Below are 16489 nucleotides of genomic sequence, written 5' to 3' on the forward strand. Positions count from 1 at the left end.
CTACGGGCGCGGCCGATCGGGGCGGCGGCGCGTGGATCCGTGTCGCCGCGCGGCGCCGGGCTTCTCATCCGCGCGTCGCGCGCGCCATGATCGATCCATGACCGTTCGCATCAGCACCGTGCTCGTCCCGTTCGGCCCGGCGACCGCCCTCGAGCTGACCGATGCCCAGGTCGACGCGCTCGGCGGCGGAAAGCGCGCCGCGGTCGTCGTCGGCATCGCCGGCCGCACCGCGCGGGTGCGCCTGGCCGTGATGGACGGCCGCAACGTCATCGGGCTGTCGAAGGCGGTGCGCGCCGAGCTCGGCGTCGACATCGGTGATGCGGTCGAGGCGACCGTCGACCTCGACACCGCCGAGCGCGCGGTCGACGTGCCGGCCGACCTCGCGGCAGCCCTCGACGCCGAGCCGCCCGCGAGGAGGGCCTTCGAGGCGCTGTCGTACTCGCGGCGGAAGGAACTCGCACGCGGCGTCGCCGAGGCGAAGCGCCCCGAGACGCGCGAGCGCCGGATCGCGGCCGCCGTCGAAACGCTGCGCGCGTAGGCTCGGGTCATGGAGAGCGAATCGCCGTCGACCCGCGACGCGTACACCCACGGCCATCACGCGAGCGTCCTGCGCATCCACGCGTGGCGCACCGTCGAGAACTCGGCGGCGTACCTCGCCCCGCATCTCGATGCCGGCGCCCGCATCCTCGACGTCGGCTGCGGCCCGGGCACGATCACCGTCGACCTCGCGCGCCGCGTGCGCCCGGGAAGGGTCGTCGGCATCGACGCGTCTGAAGACGTCGTGGCGCAGGCCGCCGGCCTCGCAGCGAGCGAGGGGGTCGGCAACGTCGAGTTCCGCACGGGTGATGCCTACGAGCTCGACGTCGACGACGACGCCTTCGACGTCGTGCACGCCCACCAGGTGCTGCAGCATCTCGCCCGGCCCGTCGACGCGCTGCGCGAGTTCCGGCGCGTGCTCAGGCCCGGGGGACTGCTCGCCGTACGCGACGTCGACTACGGCGGGATCATCTGGAGCCCGGCCTCGGCGGGCCTCGATCGCTGGCTCGCGCTGTACCACGACGTGCACGACTGGAACGGCGGCGACGCTCACGCCGGCCGCCACCTCAAGCGGTGGGCGCGCGAGGCGGGATTCGCCGACGTGACCGCGTCGGGCTCCGTCTGGGTGTTCGCGAGCGACCTCGAGCGCGAGTGGTGGGGCGGTTCGTGGGCCGAGCGGGCGACCGAGTCGAGCTTCGCCGCACACGCGATCGAGTCGGGACACTCCAACCCCGACGAGCTCCGGCGGGTCGCGCAGGCGTGGCGCGACTGGGCGGCCGATCGTGACGGGTGGCTGCTCATGCCGCACGGCGAGGTGCTCGCCCGGGCCTGAGCGGGTACCGCCGGTCGAGGAGCGCTACCAGTCCTCGTCGGCGTCGAGCGCGTCGGCGATGACCTCGCGAACGACGGTGCCGTCGTCGAGCTCGGCGATCGGGCGTCCCTCGAGCCAGGTGAGGGTCCAGTGGCGACCAGCGGGATCGCCCTCGAACGCGGCCTCGGCTGCGGCGATGCGCGGACGGAGGTCGCCCGGCACCGAGGCCGGAGGCTCGTCGCCGAACGCCCACCTCGTGCCGAGTCGCATCAGGCCTCCATCTCGTAGGTCACCCAGCTCGTGCGCTTCGCGAGGCGGTCGTAGAGCTGCTGCGCGGTCTCGTTGTCGGCGGCCGTGATCCACGCCACGCCCCCGTGGCCGACCTCGGCTGCGCGAGCGTGCACGAACTCGATGAGCGCACGGCCAGTGCCCGTGCCGCGCTGCGACTCGGCCACGTAGAGGTCGTCGAGGTACATGCCGTAGGTGGCGCTCAGCGACTCGGGGACCTGGCGGAAGTGCGCGAGCCCGACGGGCGTGCCCTCCTCGTCGACGGCGAGCGCGGCCTGCAGCGGATTGTGCTCGTCGCGCAGCCAGTTCCAGACGATGAGCGCCTTCTGGTCGTCGAGCTCGGTCTCGTAGAACGTGCAGTACGCCTCGAAGAGCGGCAGCCAGCCGAAGAAGTCGTCGTCTCCGGCCATCCGGATCTCGTTGGTCATGGTTCCCCCTATTCGGACGGCGCCTCGAAGACGACGTCGCGGACGTCGAACTCGTCGGCCTCGGTGAAGGCGAGCTCGGCGATGCGCCCGACCGCGCGCAGGTCGGATGCCACGTGCTCGAGCAGCGCGGTCGTCGCGGCGGGCGCGGCGATCGTCGCGTGGGCGACGGGCGTCTTCTGCGAGGCCTTGACGTCGGTCTTCGCGCGCCGGATACCGGTGAGCGCGAGGCTCGCGAGCTCGAGCAGCTCGCCGCTCGCCTCGCCGCGGGCCGAGAGCTCGTCGGCGGTCGGCCAGGCGGCCCGGTGCACCGAGCCGTCGTGCGACCAGCTCCACGCCTCCTCGGTGGCGAACGGGATGACCGGGGCGAAGAGCCGCAGCAGCACGCCGAGCGCCGTCTTCAGCGCGGCGACGGCCGAGGCCTGCTCGGGGCTGGGCTCGCCGTACGCGCGCTCCTTGACGAGCTCGAGGTAGTCGTCGCAGAAGGTCCAGAAGAAGGTCTCCGCGACCTCGAGCGCACGAGCGTGGTCGTACGACTCGAGCGCGCGGGTGGCGCGGTCCACGACCGTGGCGAGCTCGGCGAGCATGCTGCGGTCGACGGGCACCGTCACCGGGGCGTCCGCCGAGCCCTCGAAGCCGAGGATGAACTTCGCGGCGTTGAGGACCTTGATCGCGAGCCGGCGCCCGATCTTCACCTGGGTCGGGTTCTGCGGGTCGAACGCGGCGTCGGTGCCGAGTCGGCTCGACGCGGCCCAGTAGCGCACGGCGTCGGAGCCGTGCTGCTCGAGCAGTCCGGCGGGCGTCACGACGTTGCCCTTCGACTTCGACATCTTCTTGCGGTCGGGATCGACGATGAAGCCCGAGATCGCCGCGTTCGCCCACGGCGCGACCCCGTGCTCGAGCTCGGCGCGCAGCGTCGTCGAGAAGAGCCAGGTGCGGATGATGTCCTGGCCCTGCGGGCGCAGCGAGTAGGGGAAGACGAGGCTCCAGAGCTCGGGATCGCGCTCCCAGCCGCCCGCGAGCTGCGGGGTGAGCGACGAGGTCGCCCACGTGTCCATCACGTCGTGCTCGCCGATGAAGCCGCCGGGCGCTCCGCGCTGCGCCTCGTCGTAGCCGGGCGCGGGTGCGGACGACGGGTCGACGGGCAGCAGGTCCTGGGTGGCGACGATCGGTTCGTCGAACACGGGGTCGCCCTGCGCGTCGAGCGGGTACCAGACGGGGATGGGCACGCCGAAGAAGCGCTGGCGCGAAACGAGCCAGTCGCCCGAGAGGCCGCCGACCCAGTTGTCGTAGCGCACGCGCATGAAGTCGGGGTGCCAGTCCATCTCGCGGCCGTGCGCGAGGAGTCGCTCGCGCAGCGCCTCGTCGCGCGCGCCGTTCTTGATGTACCACTGGCGCGTCGACACGATCTCGAGCGGCTTGTCGCCCTTCTCGAAGAACTTCACCGGATGGGTGATCGACTTCGGGTCGGCGAGCAGGTCGCCCGAGTCGCGCAACTGCTGCACGACCGCCTGCTTCGCGCTGAACGTGGTCTTGCCGGCGAGCTCGGCGTACGCCGAGCGCCCCGCCTCGGAGGTGATCGCCTCGGGCGCCTCGGCGATGACCCGGCCGTCGAATCCGATGATCGCGCGGTTGGGCAGGTCGAGCTCGCGCCACCAGACGACGTCGGTCACGTCGCCGAAGGTGCAGATCATGGCGATGCCGGTGCCCTTGTCCTTCTGGGCGAGGTGGTGCGCGACGACCGGCACCTCGACGCCGAACACCGGCGTCGTCACCGTCGTGCCGAAGAGGGGCTGGTAGCGCTCGTCGTCGGGATGTGCCACGAGCGCGACGCACGCGGGGATGAGCTCGGGCCGGCTCGTCTCGATCTCGACGATGCCGCCGTCGGGGCGGTGGAACGACACCCGGTGGTAGTGCCCAGGCTGCTCGCGGTCTTCGAGCTCGGCCTGGGCGACGGCGGTGCGGAAGGTCACGTCCCACAGCGTCGGCGCGAGCGCCTGGTAGGCCTCGCCGCGCTCGACGTTGCGGACGAACGCGAGCTGCGAGGTGAACAGCGCCTCGTCGGCGATGGTGCGGTACGTCTGGGTCCAGTCGACCGAGAGGCCGAGCATGCGCCAGAGCGCCTCGAACTGCTGCTCGTCCTCGACGGTCAGTCGCTCGCAGAGCTCGATGAAGTTGCGGCGCGAGATCGGCACCTGGTCGGCGGCCTTCGTGGACTTGCCGTCGCCGCCCTCGAACGGCGGCACGAAGTCCTCGACGTAGGGGAGAGTCGGGTCGCAGCGCACGCCGTAGTAGTTCTGCACGCGGCGCTCGGTCGGCAGGCCGTTGTCGTCCCACCCCATCGGGTAGAACACGTGCTTGCCGCGCATGCGCTGGAAGCGCGCGACGACGTCGGTGTGGGTGTACGAGAAGACGTGGCCGATGTGCAGCGAACCCGAGGCCGTCGGCGGGGGAGTGTCGATCGAGTAGATGCACTCGCGCGTGGCCGATCCGCGGTCGAACCGGTAGGTGCCCTCACGCTCCCACGCGCCTCCCCAGACCGATTCGAGGCCTTCGAGAGCGGGCTTGTCGGGGATGCGCGAGGTGTCGGTCATGATGCTCCGGTTCGATATCTGCGGCACCGAGTCCGTGATGAGGTGCCTGAATGTGACGCTCAAGCCTAGCGGAGCGCACCGGGGAACGCCCCGTGAGGCGGGGTTGCGGCGCGGCGCGGTCAGTGCGCGAGGCGCGGTGCGTCGGCCAGCAGCCGCGCGGTGTAGGGATGCTCGGGCGCGACGAGCACCCGGTCGGCCGGCCCCTGTTCGACGATGGTGCCGGCCCGCATCACGGCGACGCGGTCGGCCATGTGGCCGACGACGCCGAGGTCGTGCGAGATGAAGAGCATCGCGAGCCCCTGTTCGCGTTGGAGCTCGTCGAGCAGGTCGAGGATCTGCGCCTGGATGGTCACGTCGAGTGCGGAGACCGGCTCGTCGCAGACGAGCAGATCGGGGCGAGCCGCGATCGCGCGAGCGATCGCCACGCGCTGCCGCTGGCCGCCCGAGAGCGTGAGCGGCTCGCGATGGGCGACACCGGAGGTGAGGCCGACCCGGTCGAGGAGCTCGGCGATGCGTCGGGCTCGGCCGGTGCGGACGGCGGTGCGGTCGGCGGTCGGGGATGCCGCGACGCCGTGCTGATCGGCATCGGAAGGCGCTTCCGCGTCGGCGTCGGCGTCGGCGAGGATGCGGCCGACGGTCCATCGAGGGTCGAACGAGCTCAGCGCGTCCTGGTAGATCGCCCCGACCCGCCGTCGCCGTGGTCGTCGTGCGCGCTCGTCGAGGGCCGACCACGGTTCGCCGTCGAAGGTGATCGTGCCGGTGTCGGGCGAAGTCAGCGCGAGCACCAGGCGCGCCAGCGTGGTCTTGCCCGATCCGGACTCGCCCACGAGCCCGACCGTCTCGCCCCGTGAGACGACGAGCGACACGTCGTCGACGGCGGCGAACCGCACTCGGCCGGGAAGGGTGAACGACTTGCCCACGCGATCGACGACGAGGAGCGGTGCGGCGCTCAGCGCCGCACCGCGGTGGTCGTCGCTCGGGGCGGCACCGACGACCGACGATCCGCGTGCCGGCTCGGTCGGACCGGTCGGCACGGCCGAGGTTCTCGGCTCGGTCGGATCGGATGCGGGCTTCGGGCCCGGTCCGCTGAGCGCGACACCGCGCGGCACGTCGGCGGGCACGGCGGCGATGAGCTGCCGCGTGTACGGGTCGCTCGGCGCACCGAGCACCGCGGCCGTCGCGCCCTGCTCGAGCACGCGCCCCTCGCGTATGACGAGCACGCGATCGGCGAGCCGCGACACCACCGCCAGGTCGTGGCTGATGAGCAGCAGCCCGGTGCCGCGATCGCGGATCGCAGCCAGCAGGTCGAGCACGCGCGCCTGCACCGTCGCGTCGAGCGCCGTCGTCGGCTCGTCGGCGATGAGCAGCGGTGGGTCGAGCGCCAGGGCCGAGGCGATGAGCGCGCGCTGGCGGAGTCCGCCCGAGAGCTCACCGGAGCGCCGGCGGGCGGCCGTGGCCGGGTCGGGCATGCCGACGGCGTCGAGGACCTCGCCCGCCCGGGCGCGGCGTTCGGCACGAGGCATCCGGTCGTGGATGCGCAGGGCGTCCTCGACCTCGCGGCCGACGGGGCGCAGCGGGTCCAGCGCGACGAGCGCATCCTGCAGCACGAGGCCCGCGGTGCGGCCGCGCACCGTGCGCCAGTCGCGTTCGGTCGCTCCGCGCAGGTCGCGGCCGTCGATGCGCAGGACGTCGGCGCGGACGCGGGCGCCGTCGCCGGCCATGCCGAGCAGGCTCCTGGCGGTGACCGACTTTCCCGAACCGGACTCGCCGACGAGGGCGACGCACTCGCCCGGCGCGATCGAGAGGCCGACGCCGTCGACGACGCGGGCGTCGCCGAAGTCGACCGAGAGGCCGTCGAGCTCGAGCACGGGACGGCGGGTCGTCGTGTTCATCGGACGCCCCGTTCCCGCCTGGCGAGCGCGCGGCCCAGCACCGTCGTCGCGATCGTCGTGCCGACGATCATGAGGCCGGGGAACACGGTCATCCACCACGCGGTGGCGAGGTAGGTGCGGCCGGCCGAGAGCATCGCGCCCCATTCGGCGGCCGGCGGTTCGGCGCCGAGTCCGAGGTAGCTGAGCGCCGCGGCCCAGACGATCGCCTGCCCGATGCCGAGCGTCGCGAGGACGACGAGCGGCAGGAGGGCGTTGGGCAGGATGTGCGCACCGAGGATGCGGGGCCTGGTGCGTCCGAGCACCGTGGCCGCCTCGACGTACGGCGCGGAGCGGATCGAGATCAGCTGACCGCGGATGATGCGTGCGTACCCGGGCGCCGTCGACAGGCCGACGGCGATCGTGGCGGTGACGGGCCCCGGCCCGGCGACGACGATGACGAGGAGGGCGAGGAGCAAGCCGGGGAACGCGAACAGCACCTCGACGAGCCGACCGACCCCGAAGTCGACGGCACGGCCGCCGAAGCTCGCCGCGACGCCCAGCACGAGCCCCAGCGCGAGCCCGATCGCAGTTGCGGCGACGCCGATCGCGAGCGAGGTCGCCGTACCCGCGATCACGCGGCTGTAGAGGTCGCGTCCAGATTCGTCGGTTCCGAACCAGTGCGCTGCCGACGGCGGCTGGAACGCGTCGGCCGGCGCGATCGCGTTCGGATCGTACGTCTCGAGCAGCCACGGGAAGCACGTGGCCACCAGCAGGAAGGCGACGAACGCCCCCGCGATGATCGTGCCGACTCGCGGGCGCCCGGTGGGCCGGGCCTCGGCCGCAGCAGCATCGACGGTCGCCTGCTGGAGTTCGAGATCGCTCATCGCGCCTCCCCGGCGAGGCGCGGATCCGCGACGCGCATCGCGAGATCCGTCACGACGGTCATGACGACGTAGACGAGCGCGACGAGCAGTACGACGCCGGTCACGACCGGGATGTCGCGGAGCGTCACCGCCTGCAGGAGGGTTCGGCCGAGCCCGGGCATCGCGAAGATCGTCTCCACGACGACGGCGCCCGAGAGCAGCCATCCGAGCGCCCAGCCCGACAGGCTGATGCCGGGCAGTGCGGCGTGGCGCAGCGTGTGCCGGAACCGCACGCCGAGCGCGCTCTCGCCGCGGGCGCGGGCCGAGACGACGAACGGCTGCCGCATCGCGTCGAGGAGGCTCTCGCGCATGACCTGGGCGAGGAAGCCGGCGAGGGGCACGGCGAGGGTCACGACCGGGAGGATCAGGCCGACCGGCGTGCCGGTCGCGACGGGGGGCAGCCAGCCGAGTCCGGAGCTGAAGACCGCGATGAGCACGGCGGCGAGGAAGAAGTGCGGCAAGGCCGCGGCGAAGAGCTCGATGCCCTGTCCGACGGCCGTGGCGATGCGCCCCCGGCCGGTCGACCAGAGCGACAGCGCCAGCGCGAGCACCCACGCGAGCGCGAGCGAGCAGACGGCGAGCAGCATCGTGCCGCCGACCTGGGCACCGAGAAGCTCGGCGACCGGCACCTTGAGCGCGTACGAGGTGCCGAGGTCGCCGGTGACGAGGCGGCCCAGCATCGCGAGGTACTGCGCCAGGAGCGGCTGGTCGAGCCCGTAGTCGCGGCGCACCTGGTCGAGGGCCTCCTGCGAGGCCTGCGAACCGGGCCCGCCGAGGATCGCCTGCGCCGGATCGCCCGGGATCAGGCGGATGGCGAAGAAGGTGAGGGTCGCGACCGCCCACATGACGAACACCGCCCCGCCGACGAGCAGCGCGACGTGGCGCACGGCCGGTCCGCTGCCGCGGGCGGCCGGGGGGCCGGTCGACGACGGGGATGACCCGCCGTCGACCGGCATCGTGTCAGTCGGCGATCCAGGCGTCATAGAAGGTGGGCGTCGACACGGTCGGCAGTGCACGCGCTCCGTGCACCGAGTTCGCCACGAGGAAGCTGTTCTGCTGGTCGTAGAGCGGCAGCAGGTAGTGCCCGCCGAGGATGAGCGCCTGGGCCCGTTCGTACAGGTCGGCCCGCTCGGCGGCGTCGCTCGTGGACGCGGCGTCCGTCAGCAGGGCATCGATCTCGGGGTCGTTCACCTGCGCCAGGTTCGCGAAGTAGCCGCTCGGCGCCGGCGTGATGCTGTCGGAGTGGTACAGGATGCGCAGCACGTCGGGGCCGACCTTCGTGTACGGCGCGCTCACGATCTCGTACTCGTGGGCGAAGAGCGCCCCGTACCAGCTCGACAGGTCGAGCAGGGAGATCTGCACGTCGAACCCGGCCTCCTTCGCCGTCGCCTGCACCTGCTCGAAGAGCGACTGCTCCGCGGGCACGGACTGGTTCGTGCTCACGGGGAACCGGACCACGAGGCGCTCGCCCTCCTTCACGCGGGTGCCGTCGTCGTCGCGCTCGGCCCAGCCGGCCTCGTCGAGCAGCGCGTTCGCGCGGTCGAGGTCGGTCTCGAACAGGTCGGGGTCGGAATAGGCGAGCGCCTCCGCCGAGGAGAGCGGCGAGTACGACCGCTCGGCGGTGCCGAAGTAGAGCGAGTCGATGCCGTCGTTGACGTCGACGGCGGCGATGAACGCCTCGCGGACCCGCTCGTCGTCGAAGGGCGCCTGGCCGGAGTTGAGCTCGATGCGGTTCGATGCGCCGGGGCGGGGCGCGTCGATCCATGTCGGGTCGCCCGACTTCTCCGCAGCCGCCGCCGTGTCGGGCTGCGGGTTGTCGATGACGTCGACCTGGCCGGCCTGCAGCGCGGCGTAGCGCGAGGCGGCGTCGGGGATGAACCGCCAGTCGATCGCCTCGAGGTACGCGGCCCCCTCGTGCCGGGCGTCGGCGGGAGGCGAGACGTAGTCGTCGTTGCGCACGAGCGAGATGCGCTCCTGCTTCTCCCAGCCGTCGACCACGAACGGGCCGGTGCCGATGGGCGCTTGGCAGTTCTCCTCCATGCCCCGGGCGAGGCCGGCCGGCGACTCGATCGCGAGCCAGGGCTGCGAGAGCGATTCGAGCAGGGCGCTGTCGGGCGCCGTCAGCACGAATCGGGCGACCTCGGGGGAGACGACCTCGACCCGGTCGACCTTGCCGAGCGCGAGGTAGCCGGTCGACGACTGGGTCGCCGGGTCCTTCAGGTGCTCGACGTTCGCCTTCACGGCTTCGGCGTCGAACGGCGTGCCGTCGGTGAACTCCACGTCGTCGCGGAGCGTGAACTCCCAGGTCAGCCCGTCGTCGGAGGCCTGCCACGACTCGGCGAGCCAGGGGATGATCTCGCCCGACTCGTCGAGCGAGACGAGCGACTCGAGGAACTGGGTCGCGACGAGGGCCTGCGGGTAGTTGCCGCCGACGTGCGGGTCGAGGCACGTCGGTTCGGCGTCGCCGGAGGCGTACCGCAGCGTGCCGCCGGCGACCGGCTCGTCGGAGGCGTCGGGTTCGGCCGCCTGGCAGCCGGCGAGCGCGACGGCGCCGACGAGTGCCGCGACGGCCAGGCCGAATGTGCGGGGGCGGCGGAGGGGGTGGAGTGCAGCGTGCATCGAGTCCTCGAAGGGGAGATGGGATGTGAGCGGGACGACGCCGGCCCTGGGCCATCCTGACACCGCGTTTCGGCCACGACAAGCAACTTGTTCGCATTGCAATAGAACAATTAGGATGTTTCGGTGCTGATCAGACTCGACGCCGCATCACCGACCCCACTGGCCGATCAGCTCGCGTCCGCGCTCAGGTCGTCGATCATCGACGGTCGGCTCACCGGCGGCGAGCGTCTGCCGGCGGCGCGCACGCTCGCGTCGGAGCTCGGGCTCAACGTGCACACGGTGCTGCGCGCCTACCACCGGCTCCGCGACGAGCAGCTCATCGAGGTGCACCGCGGACGGGGCGCGGTCGTCGCGGTGCGCATCGGCGGGCACGCGGCGCTCGCGGGCGCCGTGCACGACCTCGTCGAGGAGGCCCGCGAGCACGGGCTGCCCGAGGCGGCGCTGCTCGAACTCGTCCGCGCGGCCTACCGCTCGGCCCCGCAGATCGGCGTCGTGCGCCCGATGCGTCCCGCGGGCCCGCCGTCGACACGGTATTCTTGAGGCCAACGACGTCGATCCGGCCATCACCGGGGAGTCTTCGGAAGAACGCGGTCGTCGTTCGCTGAGCCTGTCGAAGCGAGCGCCGAGCGTCAGTAGAACCGAACGGGGCGGCCCGTCACAGCCGGCAATGAGGGGTGAATCGGTGCCCGAGCCTGTCGAAGGGCCGATTCGCAAACGAGGTGGTACCGCGGTGGCGGCTCGATCGAGCGGCCGGCGTCCTCGTGAAGCATCCGTCCCACAAGGAGCGAGCGTGTACCCCCGCACCCCAGACGACCACGGTGTCGCCCCCTCACCCGACTTCCCCGCCGTCGAGCGCGAGGTGCTCGCCTTCTGGAAGGCCGACGGCACCTTCCAGGCCTCCATCGCCCAGCGCGAAGGCGCCCCCGAGTGGGTCTTCTACGACGGCCCCCCGTTCGCGAACGGCCTGCCGCACTACGGCCACCTCCTGACCGGCTACGCGAAGGACCTCTTCCCGCGCTTCCAGACGATGCGCGGCCACCAGGTGCACCGCCGCTTCGGCTGGGACACGCACGGCCTGCCCGCCGAGCTCGAGGCGGAGCGCCAGCTCGGCATCACCGACAAGAGCGAGATCGAGGAGATGGGCATCGCGGCGTTCAACCGCGCGGCCCGCGAGTCGGTGCTGCGCTACACGAAGGAGTGGGAGGAGTACGTCACCCGCCAGGCCCGCTGGGTCGACTTCGAGCACGACTACAAGACCCTCGATGTCACGTTCATGGAGAGCGTGATCTGGGCGTTCAAGACCCTCTACGACAAGGGTCTCGCGTACGAGGGATACCGGGTGCTGCCCTACTGCTGGCGCGACCAGACCCCGCTGTCGAATCACGAGCTGCGCATGGACGACGACGTCTACAAGATGCGCCAGGACCAGACGGTGACGGTCACCTTCCCGCTCACCGGCGCGAAGGCCGAGTCGCTCGGGCTCACCGCGGTCCGGGCGCTCGCGTGGACGACCACGCCCTGGACGCTGCCGACGAACTTCGCGCTCGCCGTCGGGCCCGACATCGAGTACGCGGTCGTGCCCGCCGGCCCCAACGGCACGCCCGACGCGACCGTTCTCCGCGAGCAGGCCGAGGGAACCGAGGCCCCCGAGGTGCTCGGCGGCGAGTACCTGCTCGCCGTCGACCTCGTCGGCGGCTACGCGAAGGAGCTCGGCTACGATTCCGCCGACGACGCCCGTGCGGCCGTTTCGCGCACGGTGCGCGGCGCCGACCTCGATGGTGTCACGTACGACCGCCTCTTCGACTACTACGCCGACGTCGAGGCGTACGGGCTGCAGAATGCCTGGCGCATCCTCGTCGCCGACTACGTCACGACGGAAGACGGCACGGGCATCGTGCACCAGGCACCTGCCTACGGTGAGGAGGACCAGAAGATCGGCGAAGCCGCAGGCATCCCGGTCGTCATCTCGCTCGACGAGGGCGGCAAGTTCCTGCCCGCCGTCACCGACGTCGCCGGGATGCTCTGGAGCGACGCGAACAAGCCGCTCACGCAGCTCCTGAAGGCCGAGGGGCGTCTGCTCCGCCAGGCGAGCTACGAACACTCGTACCCGCACTGCTGGCGGTGCCGCAACCCGCTCATCTACAAGGCCGTCTCGAGCTGGTTCATCAAGGTGCCCGAGTTCAAGGGCCGCATGGGCGAGCTCAACCAGGACATCAACTGGGTTCCCGACAACGTGAAGGACGGCCAGTTCGGCAAGTGGGTCGCGGGCGCTCGCGACTGGTCGATCAGCCGCAACCGCTACTGGGGCTCACCGATCCCGGTGTGGAAGAGCGACGACCCCGAGCACCCGCGCATCGACGTCTACGGCTCGCTCGAAGAGCTCGAGCGCGACTTCGGGCGGCTTCCGGTCGGTCCCGACGGCAAGCCCGACCTGCACCGTCCCTACATCGACGAGCTCACCCGGCCGAACCCCGACGACCCGACCGGGCGGTCGACGATGCGACGCATCACCGACATCTTCGACGTCTGGTTCGACTCGGGCTCGATGCCGTTCGCGCAGGTGCACTACCCGTTCGAGAACCGGGAGTGGTTCGACACGCACAACCCGGCCGACTTCATCGTCGAGTACATCGGGCAGACGCGCGGCTGGTTCTACGTCATGCACGTGCTCTCGACCGCGCTCTTCGACCGCCGGGCGTTCTCGAACGTCGTGAGCCACGGCATCGTGCTCGGCAGCGACGGGCAGAAGATGTCGAAGTCGCTGCGCAACTACCCCGACGTCTCGGAGGTGTTCGATCGCGACGGCTCCGACGCCATGCGCTGGTTCCTCATGTCGAGCTCGGTGCTGCGCGGCGGCAACCTCATCGTCACCGAGGAGGGCATCCGCGAGGGCGTCCGCCAGCTGATGCTGCCGCTCTGGAGCACCTGGTACTTCTTCTCCCTCTACGCCAACACGGCGAAGGACGGCGGGTACGAGGCATCCCGATCGACGACGTCCACCGACGTGCTCGACCGGTACCTGCTCGCGAAGCTGCGCGACCTCGTCGAAGCGGTCACGGCCGACCTCGACGACTTCGACTCGCCGCTCGCCGCGCAGAAGCTGCGCGACTTCGGCGACGTGCTCACGAACTGGTACGTGCGCCGCTCGCGCGACCGGTTCTGGCAGGGCGTGGCCGACGACGGCTCGGGCCGTGAGGCGTTCGACACCCTCCACACCGTGCTCGAGACGCTCACGCGCCTCGCAGCGCCGTTGCTGCCGCTCGTGAGCGAGAAGATCTGGCGCGGCCTCACCGGCGGACGCAGCGTGCACCTGACCGACTGGCCAGAGGCGAGCGAGTTCCCGGCCGACCCGGCGCTCGTCGCCGCGATGGACGCGGTGCGCGAGATCAGCTCCACCTCGCTCGCGCTGCGCAAGCAGGCCGGGCGCCGGGTGCGGCTTCCGCTCGCCCGGCTCACGGTCGTCGGTGCGGATGCCTCGGCCCTCTCGCCGTTCGAGGCCATCCTGCGCGACGAACTCAACGTGAAGAACGTCGACCTGGTGCAGCTCGACGAACGGAGTGCCGAGACGTACGGCGTGACCAAGCGCCTCACGGTGAACGCACGCGCCGCGGGTCCCCGCCTCGGCAAGCAGGTGCAGCAGGCGATCCAGGCCGCGCGGTCGGGCGACTGGTCGCTCGACGGCGAGACCGTCGTCGCAGCCGGCATCGCCCTCGAGCCGCACGAGTACGACCTCGTGCTCGAAGCCGGATCGGGCGACGGCGAGCGCGCCCTCGGCCTGCTCGCCGACGGGGGCTTCGTGATCCTCGACACCACCACGACGCCCGAGCTCGAGGCCGAGGGCCTCGCGCGCGACGTCGTGCGAGCCGTGCAGGAGGCCCGCAAGGCCGCCGGCCTCGAGGTCGGCGACCGGATCGCCCTCACCCTCACGCTCGACCCCGTCGGCGCGCGCGCCGCCGAGACCCACCGCGAGCTCATCGCGGGCGAGACCCTCGCGACCTCGCTCGAGGTGCTCGCCTCGGCCGACCTCGACGGCGAGGCCAAGGCCGTCGGCGACGACTCGCGACTGACCATCGGATTGGAGCCCGCATGACCGGCCCCGACGACCTCGAGGCGCGCGACGCCGCCGACGCGGTGTACGCGTCGCTCATCGCGCGCGTCGGCGAGGGCGCACCGCGCCCCCGGCTCGAGCCCACCCGGCGCACCGTCGAGCTGCTCGGCGACCCGCACCGGTCGGCGCCCGTGATCCACATCACCGGGACCAACGGCAAGACGTCGACGAGTCGCATGATCGAGAGCCTGCTGCGCGCATCCGGCCTGCGCACGGGCCTGCTCACGAGCCCGCACCTCGTGCGGTTCACCGAGCGCATCCGCATCGACGGCGAGTCGATCACCGACGAGGCGGTCGCCCGCAACTGGGAGGAGATCCTCCCGTTCATCGCGATCGTCGACGCGGAGCTCGAACAGGCGGGGGAGCAGCCGCTCACCTACTTCGAGGCGCTCACGGTGCTCGCGTTCGCATGCTTCGCCGACGCGCCCGTCGATGTCGTGGTGCTCGAGGTGGGCATGGGCGGCGAGTGGGACTCCACGAACGTCGCCGACGGCCAGGTCGCGGTCTTCACCCCGATCGCGCTCGACCACCAGGCACGGCTCGGCTCGACCGTCGAGGCGATCGCGCGCACCAAGTCGGGCATCATCAAGCCTGCCGCGTCGGTCGTGACCGCGCGACAGTCCGACGAGGCGCTGCGCGTGCTCGAGGACGCCGCCGAGCTCACCGAGTCGACCCTCGCGGTCGAGGACGACGCCTTCGCGGTGCTCTCGACCGCGGTCGCGATCGGCGGCCAGCTCGTGTCGATCCGCGGGCTCGCGGGGGAGTACCGCGATGTGGTGCTGCCCATGTTCGGAGCCCACCAGGCCGAGAACGCGGCCGTCGCGGTCGCCGCGGTCGAGGCTTTCATCGGCGGCGGTTCGATGCGGCTCGCCGACGAGGTCGTCGAGCGAGGCCTCGGCGAGGCGACCTCGCCCGGGCGCCTGCAGGTCGTCGGCACCGAGCCCACGATCATCGTGGATGCCGCGCACAACCCGCACGGCGCCCGCTCGCTCGTCACCGCCCTCGACGAGGTCTTCGACTTCGACGAGATCGCGGTCGTGTTCGGTGTCGTCGACGACAAGGACGCCGCCGGGATCGCCGGTGAACTCGCCGCGATCTCGGGGCCGTTCATCGTGACCTCACCCGATTCGGAGCGGGCGCTGCCGGCCGACGTGCTCGGCCCGATCGTCGCCGCTCGCGCAGGCGACCGGGTGGTCGTCGTCGACCGGCTCGAGGACGCGCTGGAGCAGGCCCGCGGCTGGGCGGCGGCCGGGCCGAAGCGCGCCGTGCTCGTCACCGGGTCGATCGTGCTCGTCGGCGAGGCGATGGCGTACGCCGAGGACCACGAGTGGGGGAGCGCATGAGCGGCGACGACGTGCAGGGCTTCGACGAGGTGGAGGGCTCCGAGCCCGACGCCTCGGCCGCGCCCGCCCGGCCGCCGCGCTCGATCCGCCAGAGCCTCGCCGCGATCGTGCTCGGCTTCGAGACGATCGTGGTCTTCCTCGCCGCGCTCGTCGTCTGGGGCCTCGCACAGGGCGATGCCGCACTGGGCGTCGAGTCGGCCCTGCCGCCGTGGGTGGCCCTCGTCGCGGGCGGCGTCATCATTCTCGGCCTGATCGCGACGATCGGACTGCTCCGCTTCGACTGGGCGTACACGCTCGGCTGGGTGCTGCAGGTGCTCATCGTCGCCTCGGGCTTCATCAACCCGGCGATGTTCGTCGTCGGGGCGCTCTTCGGCGGCATGTGGTGGTACTGCATGGTCGCCGGGAGCCGGATCGACCGACAGCGCGCGGAATTCACCGCGCCGGGGAAGGAACAGCAATGACCACTGCGATCGAAGAGACCCTCGTGCTCGTGAAGCCCGACGGCGTCGCGCGCAACCTGACCGGCGAGATCCTGCGCCGCATCGAGGCGAAGGGCTACTCGCTCGTCGACATCCGTCTCGTGCAGGCCGACCGCGAACTGCTCGCGAAGCACTACGCCGAGCACGAGGGCAAGCCGTTCTACGAGCCGCTCGTCGAGTTCATGGAGTCGGGTCCGGTCGTCGCGATCCGCGTCGCGGGCAACCGGGTCATCGAGGGCTTCCGCGTGCTCGCGGGTACGACCGACCCGACGACCGCCGCGCCAGGCACGATCCGCGGGGACTTCGGCCGCGACTGGGGGCTCAAGGTGCAGCAGAACCTCGTGCACGGTTCCGACTCGCCCGAGTCGGCCGAGCGCGAGCTCGCGCTCTGGTTCGCCTGACGTTTCGTCGTTCGAGGAGCGGGCGACGCCGGAGCACGCGTATCGAGACCGCCACGCGTGGTCTCGATACGCTCCTTCGTCGCTCCTCGA

Annotated in this window: 14 protein-coding genes; 7 read left to right on the forward strand and 7 right to left on the reverse strand. The window is 71.7% G+C overall.

Going from position 1 to position 16489, the window contains the following annotated elements; translation table 11 throughout:
- Positions 1 to 97: 97 nt before the first annotated feature.
- Positions 98 to 538, forward strand: a complete 441-nt coding sequence (locus ACWGPE_RS12180; RefSeq protein ID WP_231430953.1) for a YdeI/OmpD-associated family protein — start codon at positions 98 to 100, stop codon at positions 536 to 538.
- Between the two features lie 9 nt (positions 539 to 547).
- Positions 548 to 1369: a methyltransferase domain-containing protein gene (locus tag ACWGPE_RS12185; RefSeq protein ID WP_376930228.1), complete on the forward strand. Its 822-nt coding sequence runs from the start codon at positions 548 to 550 to the stop codon at positions 1367 to 1369.
- Between the two features lie 24 nt (positions 1370 to 1393).
- Here ACWGPE_RS12185 and ACWGPE_RS12190 read toward each other — a convergent pair whose 3' ends face one another.
- The 7 genes from ACWGPE_RS12190 to ACWGPE_RS12220 all read right to left on the reverse strand — a co-directional run bounded on the left by ACWGPE_RS12190 (position 1394) and on the right by ACWGPE_RS12220 (position 10068).
- Positions 1394 to 1618 (reverse strand): hypothetical protein, encoded by a 225-nt coding sequence (locus ACWGPE_RS12190; RefSeq protein ID WP_231430955.1) that lies wholly within the window; start codon positions 1616 to 1618, stop codon positions 1394 to 1396.
- Positions 1618 to 2064, reverse strand: a complete 447-nt coding sequence (locus tag ACWGPE_RS12195; RefSeq protein ID WP_231430956.1) for a GNAT family N-acetyltransferase — start codon at positions 2062 to 2064, stop codon at positions 1618 to 1620. Before ACWGPE_RS12195 ends, ACWGPE_RS12190 begins: the two co-directional genes overlap by 1 nt.
- Positions 2065 to 2072: 8 nt before the next feature.
- Positions 2073 to 4655, reverse strand: coding sequence for a valine--tRNA ligase (gene valS, locus ACWGPE_RS12200; RefSeq protein WP_452048784.1), 2583 nt, complete (start codon positions 4653 to 4655; stop codon positions 2073 to 2075).
- Between the two features lie 119 nt (positions 4656 to 4774).
- The gene (gene nikE / locus ACWGPE_RS12205; protein ID WP_231430958.1) at positions 4775 to 6547 is read right to left on the reverse strand and encodes a nickel ABC transporter ATP-binding protein NikE; all 1773 of its coding nucleotides are present in this window, start codon (positions 6545 to 6547) and stop codon (positions 4775 to 4777) included.
- Positions 6544 to 7410: an ABC transporter permease gene (locus ACWGPE_RS12210; RefSeq protein WP_231430959.1), complete on the reverse strand. Its 867-nt coding sequence runs from the start codon at positions 7408 to 7410 to the stop codon at positions 6544 to 6546. Before ACWGPE_RS12210 ends, nikE begins: the two co-directional genes overlap by 4 nt.
- A complete protein-coding gene (locus ACWGPE_RS12215; protein ID WP_452048785.1) occupies positions 7407 to 8405 on the reverse strand; it encodes an ABC transporter permease in 999 nt (332 codons plus the stop codon). Before ACWGPE_RS12215 ends, ACWGPE_RS12210 begins: the two co-directional genes overlap by 4 nt.
- Positions 8406 to 8409: 4 nt before the next feature.
- Complete coding sequence (locus tag ACWGPE_RS12220) at positions 8410 to 10068, reverse strand: ABC transporter substrate-binding protein (RefSeq protein WP_452048786.1); 1659 nt, start codon at positions 10066 to 10068, stop codon at positions 8410 to 8412.
- A gap of 123 nt (positions 10069 to 10191) precedes the next feature.
- Between ACWGPE_RS12220 and ACWGPE_RS12225 the strand changes: the two genes are divergently transcribed.
- The 5 genes from ACWGPE_RS12225 to ndk all read left to right on the forward strand — a co-directional run bounded on the left by ACWGPE_RS12225 (position 10192) and on the right by ndk (position 16399).
- Entirely contained in the window at positions 10192 to 10608 is a 417-nt protein-coding gene (locus tag ACWGPE_RS12225; RefSeq protein ID WP_231430961.1) for a GntR family transcriptional regulator, read from the forward strand.
- Between the two features lie 250 nt (positions 10609 to 10858).
- On the forward strand, positions 10859 to 14158 hold the full coding sequence (ileS, locus tag ACWGPE_RS12230; protein WP_231430962.1) for an isoleucine--tRNA ligase: 3300 nt from the start codon (positions 10859 to 10861) through the stop codon (positions 14156 to 14158).
- Positions 14155 to 15519, forward strand: a complete 1365-nt coding sequence (locus ACWGPE_RS12235; protein ID WP_376930221.1) for a bifunctional folylpolyglutamate synthase/dihydrofolate synthase — start codon at positions 14155 to 14157, stop codon at positions 15517 to 15519. The genes ileS and ACWGPE_RS12235 overlap by 4 nt, the downstream gene beginning before the upstream one ends.
- Entirely contained in the window at positions 15516 to 15980 is a 465-nt protein-coding gene (locus ACWGPE_RS12240; protein ID WP_275506947.1) for a DUF4233 domain-containing protein, read from the forward strand. The genes ACWGPE_RS12235 and ACWGPE_RS12240 overlap by 4 nt, the downstream gene beginning before the upstream one ends.
- Positions 15977 to 16399 carry a nucleoside-diphosphate kinase gene (ndk, locus tag ACWGPE_RS12245; protein WP_231430965.1) on the forward strand — a complete coding sequence of 141 codons (423 nt, stop codon included), beginning with the start codon at positions 15977 to 15979 and terminating at the stop codon, positions 16397 to 16399. Before ACWGPE_RS12240 ends, ndk begins: the two co-directional genes overlap by 4 nt.
- Positions 16400 to 16489: the final 90 nt, after the last annotated feature.

The sequence above is a fragment of the Agromyces sp. NPDC055658 genome, assembly GCF_053618155.1.

Coding starts and splice junctions, on each gene's coding strand:
- ACWGPE_RS12185 (WP_376930228.1), top strand. CDS start 548: ATGGAGAGCGAATCGCCGTCGACCCGCGACGCGTACACCCACGGCCAT.
- ACWGPE_RS12210 (WP_231430959.1), bottom strand. CDS start 7,410: ATGAGCGATCTCGAACTCCAGCAGGCGACCGTCGATGCTGCTGCGGCC.
- ACWGPE_RS12215 (WP_452048785.1), bottom strand. CDS start 8,405: ATGCCGGTCGACGGCGGGTCATCCCCGTCGTCGACCGGCCCCCCGGCC.
- ACWGPE_RS12195 (WP_231430956.1), bottom strand. CDS start 2,064: ATGACCAACGAGATCCGGATGGCCGGAGACGACGACTTCTTCGGCTGG.
- ACWGPE_RS12180 (WP_231430953.1), top strand. CDS start 98: ATGACCGTTCGCATCAGCACCGTGCTCGTCCCGTTCGGCCCGGCGACC.
- ACWGPE_RS12235 (WP_376930221.1), top strand. CDS start 14,155: ATGACCGGCCCCGACGACCTCGAGGCGCGCGACGCCGCCGACGCGGTG.
- ACWGPE_RS12190 (WP_231430955.1), bottom strand. CDS start 1,618: ATGCGACTCGGCACGAGGTGGGCGTTCGGCGACGAGCCTCCGGCCTCG.
- ACWGPE_RS12220 (WP_452048786.1), bottom strand. CDS start 10,068: ATGCACGCTGCACTCCACCCCCTCCGCCGCCCCCGCACATTCGGCCTG.
- valS (WP_452048784.1), bottom strand. CDS start 4,655: ATGACCGACACCTCGCGCATCCCCGACAAGCCCGCTCTCGAAGGCCTC.
- ACWGPE_RS12240 (WP_275506947.1), top strand. CDS start 15,516: ATGAGCGGCGACGACGTGCAGGGCTTCGACGAGGTGGAGGGCTCCGAG.
- ndk (WP_231430965.1), top strand. CDS start 15,977: ATGACCACTGCGATCGAAGAGACCCTCGTGCTCGTGAAGCCCGACGGC.
- nikE (WP_231430958.1), bottom strand. CDS start 6,547: ATGAACACGACGACCCGCCGTCCCGTGCTCGAGCTCGACGGCCTCTCG.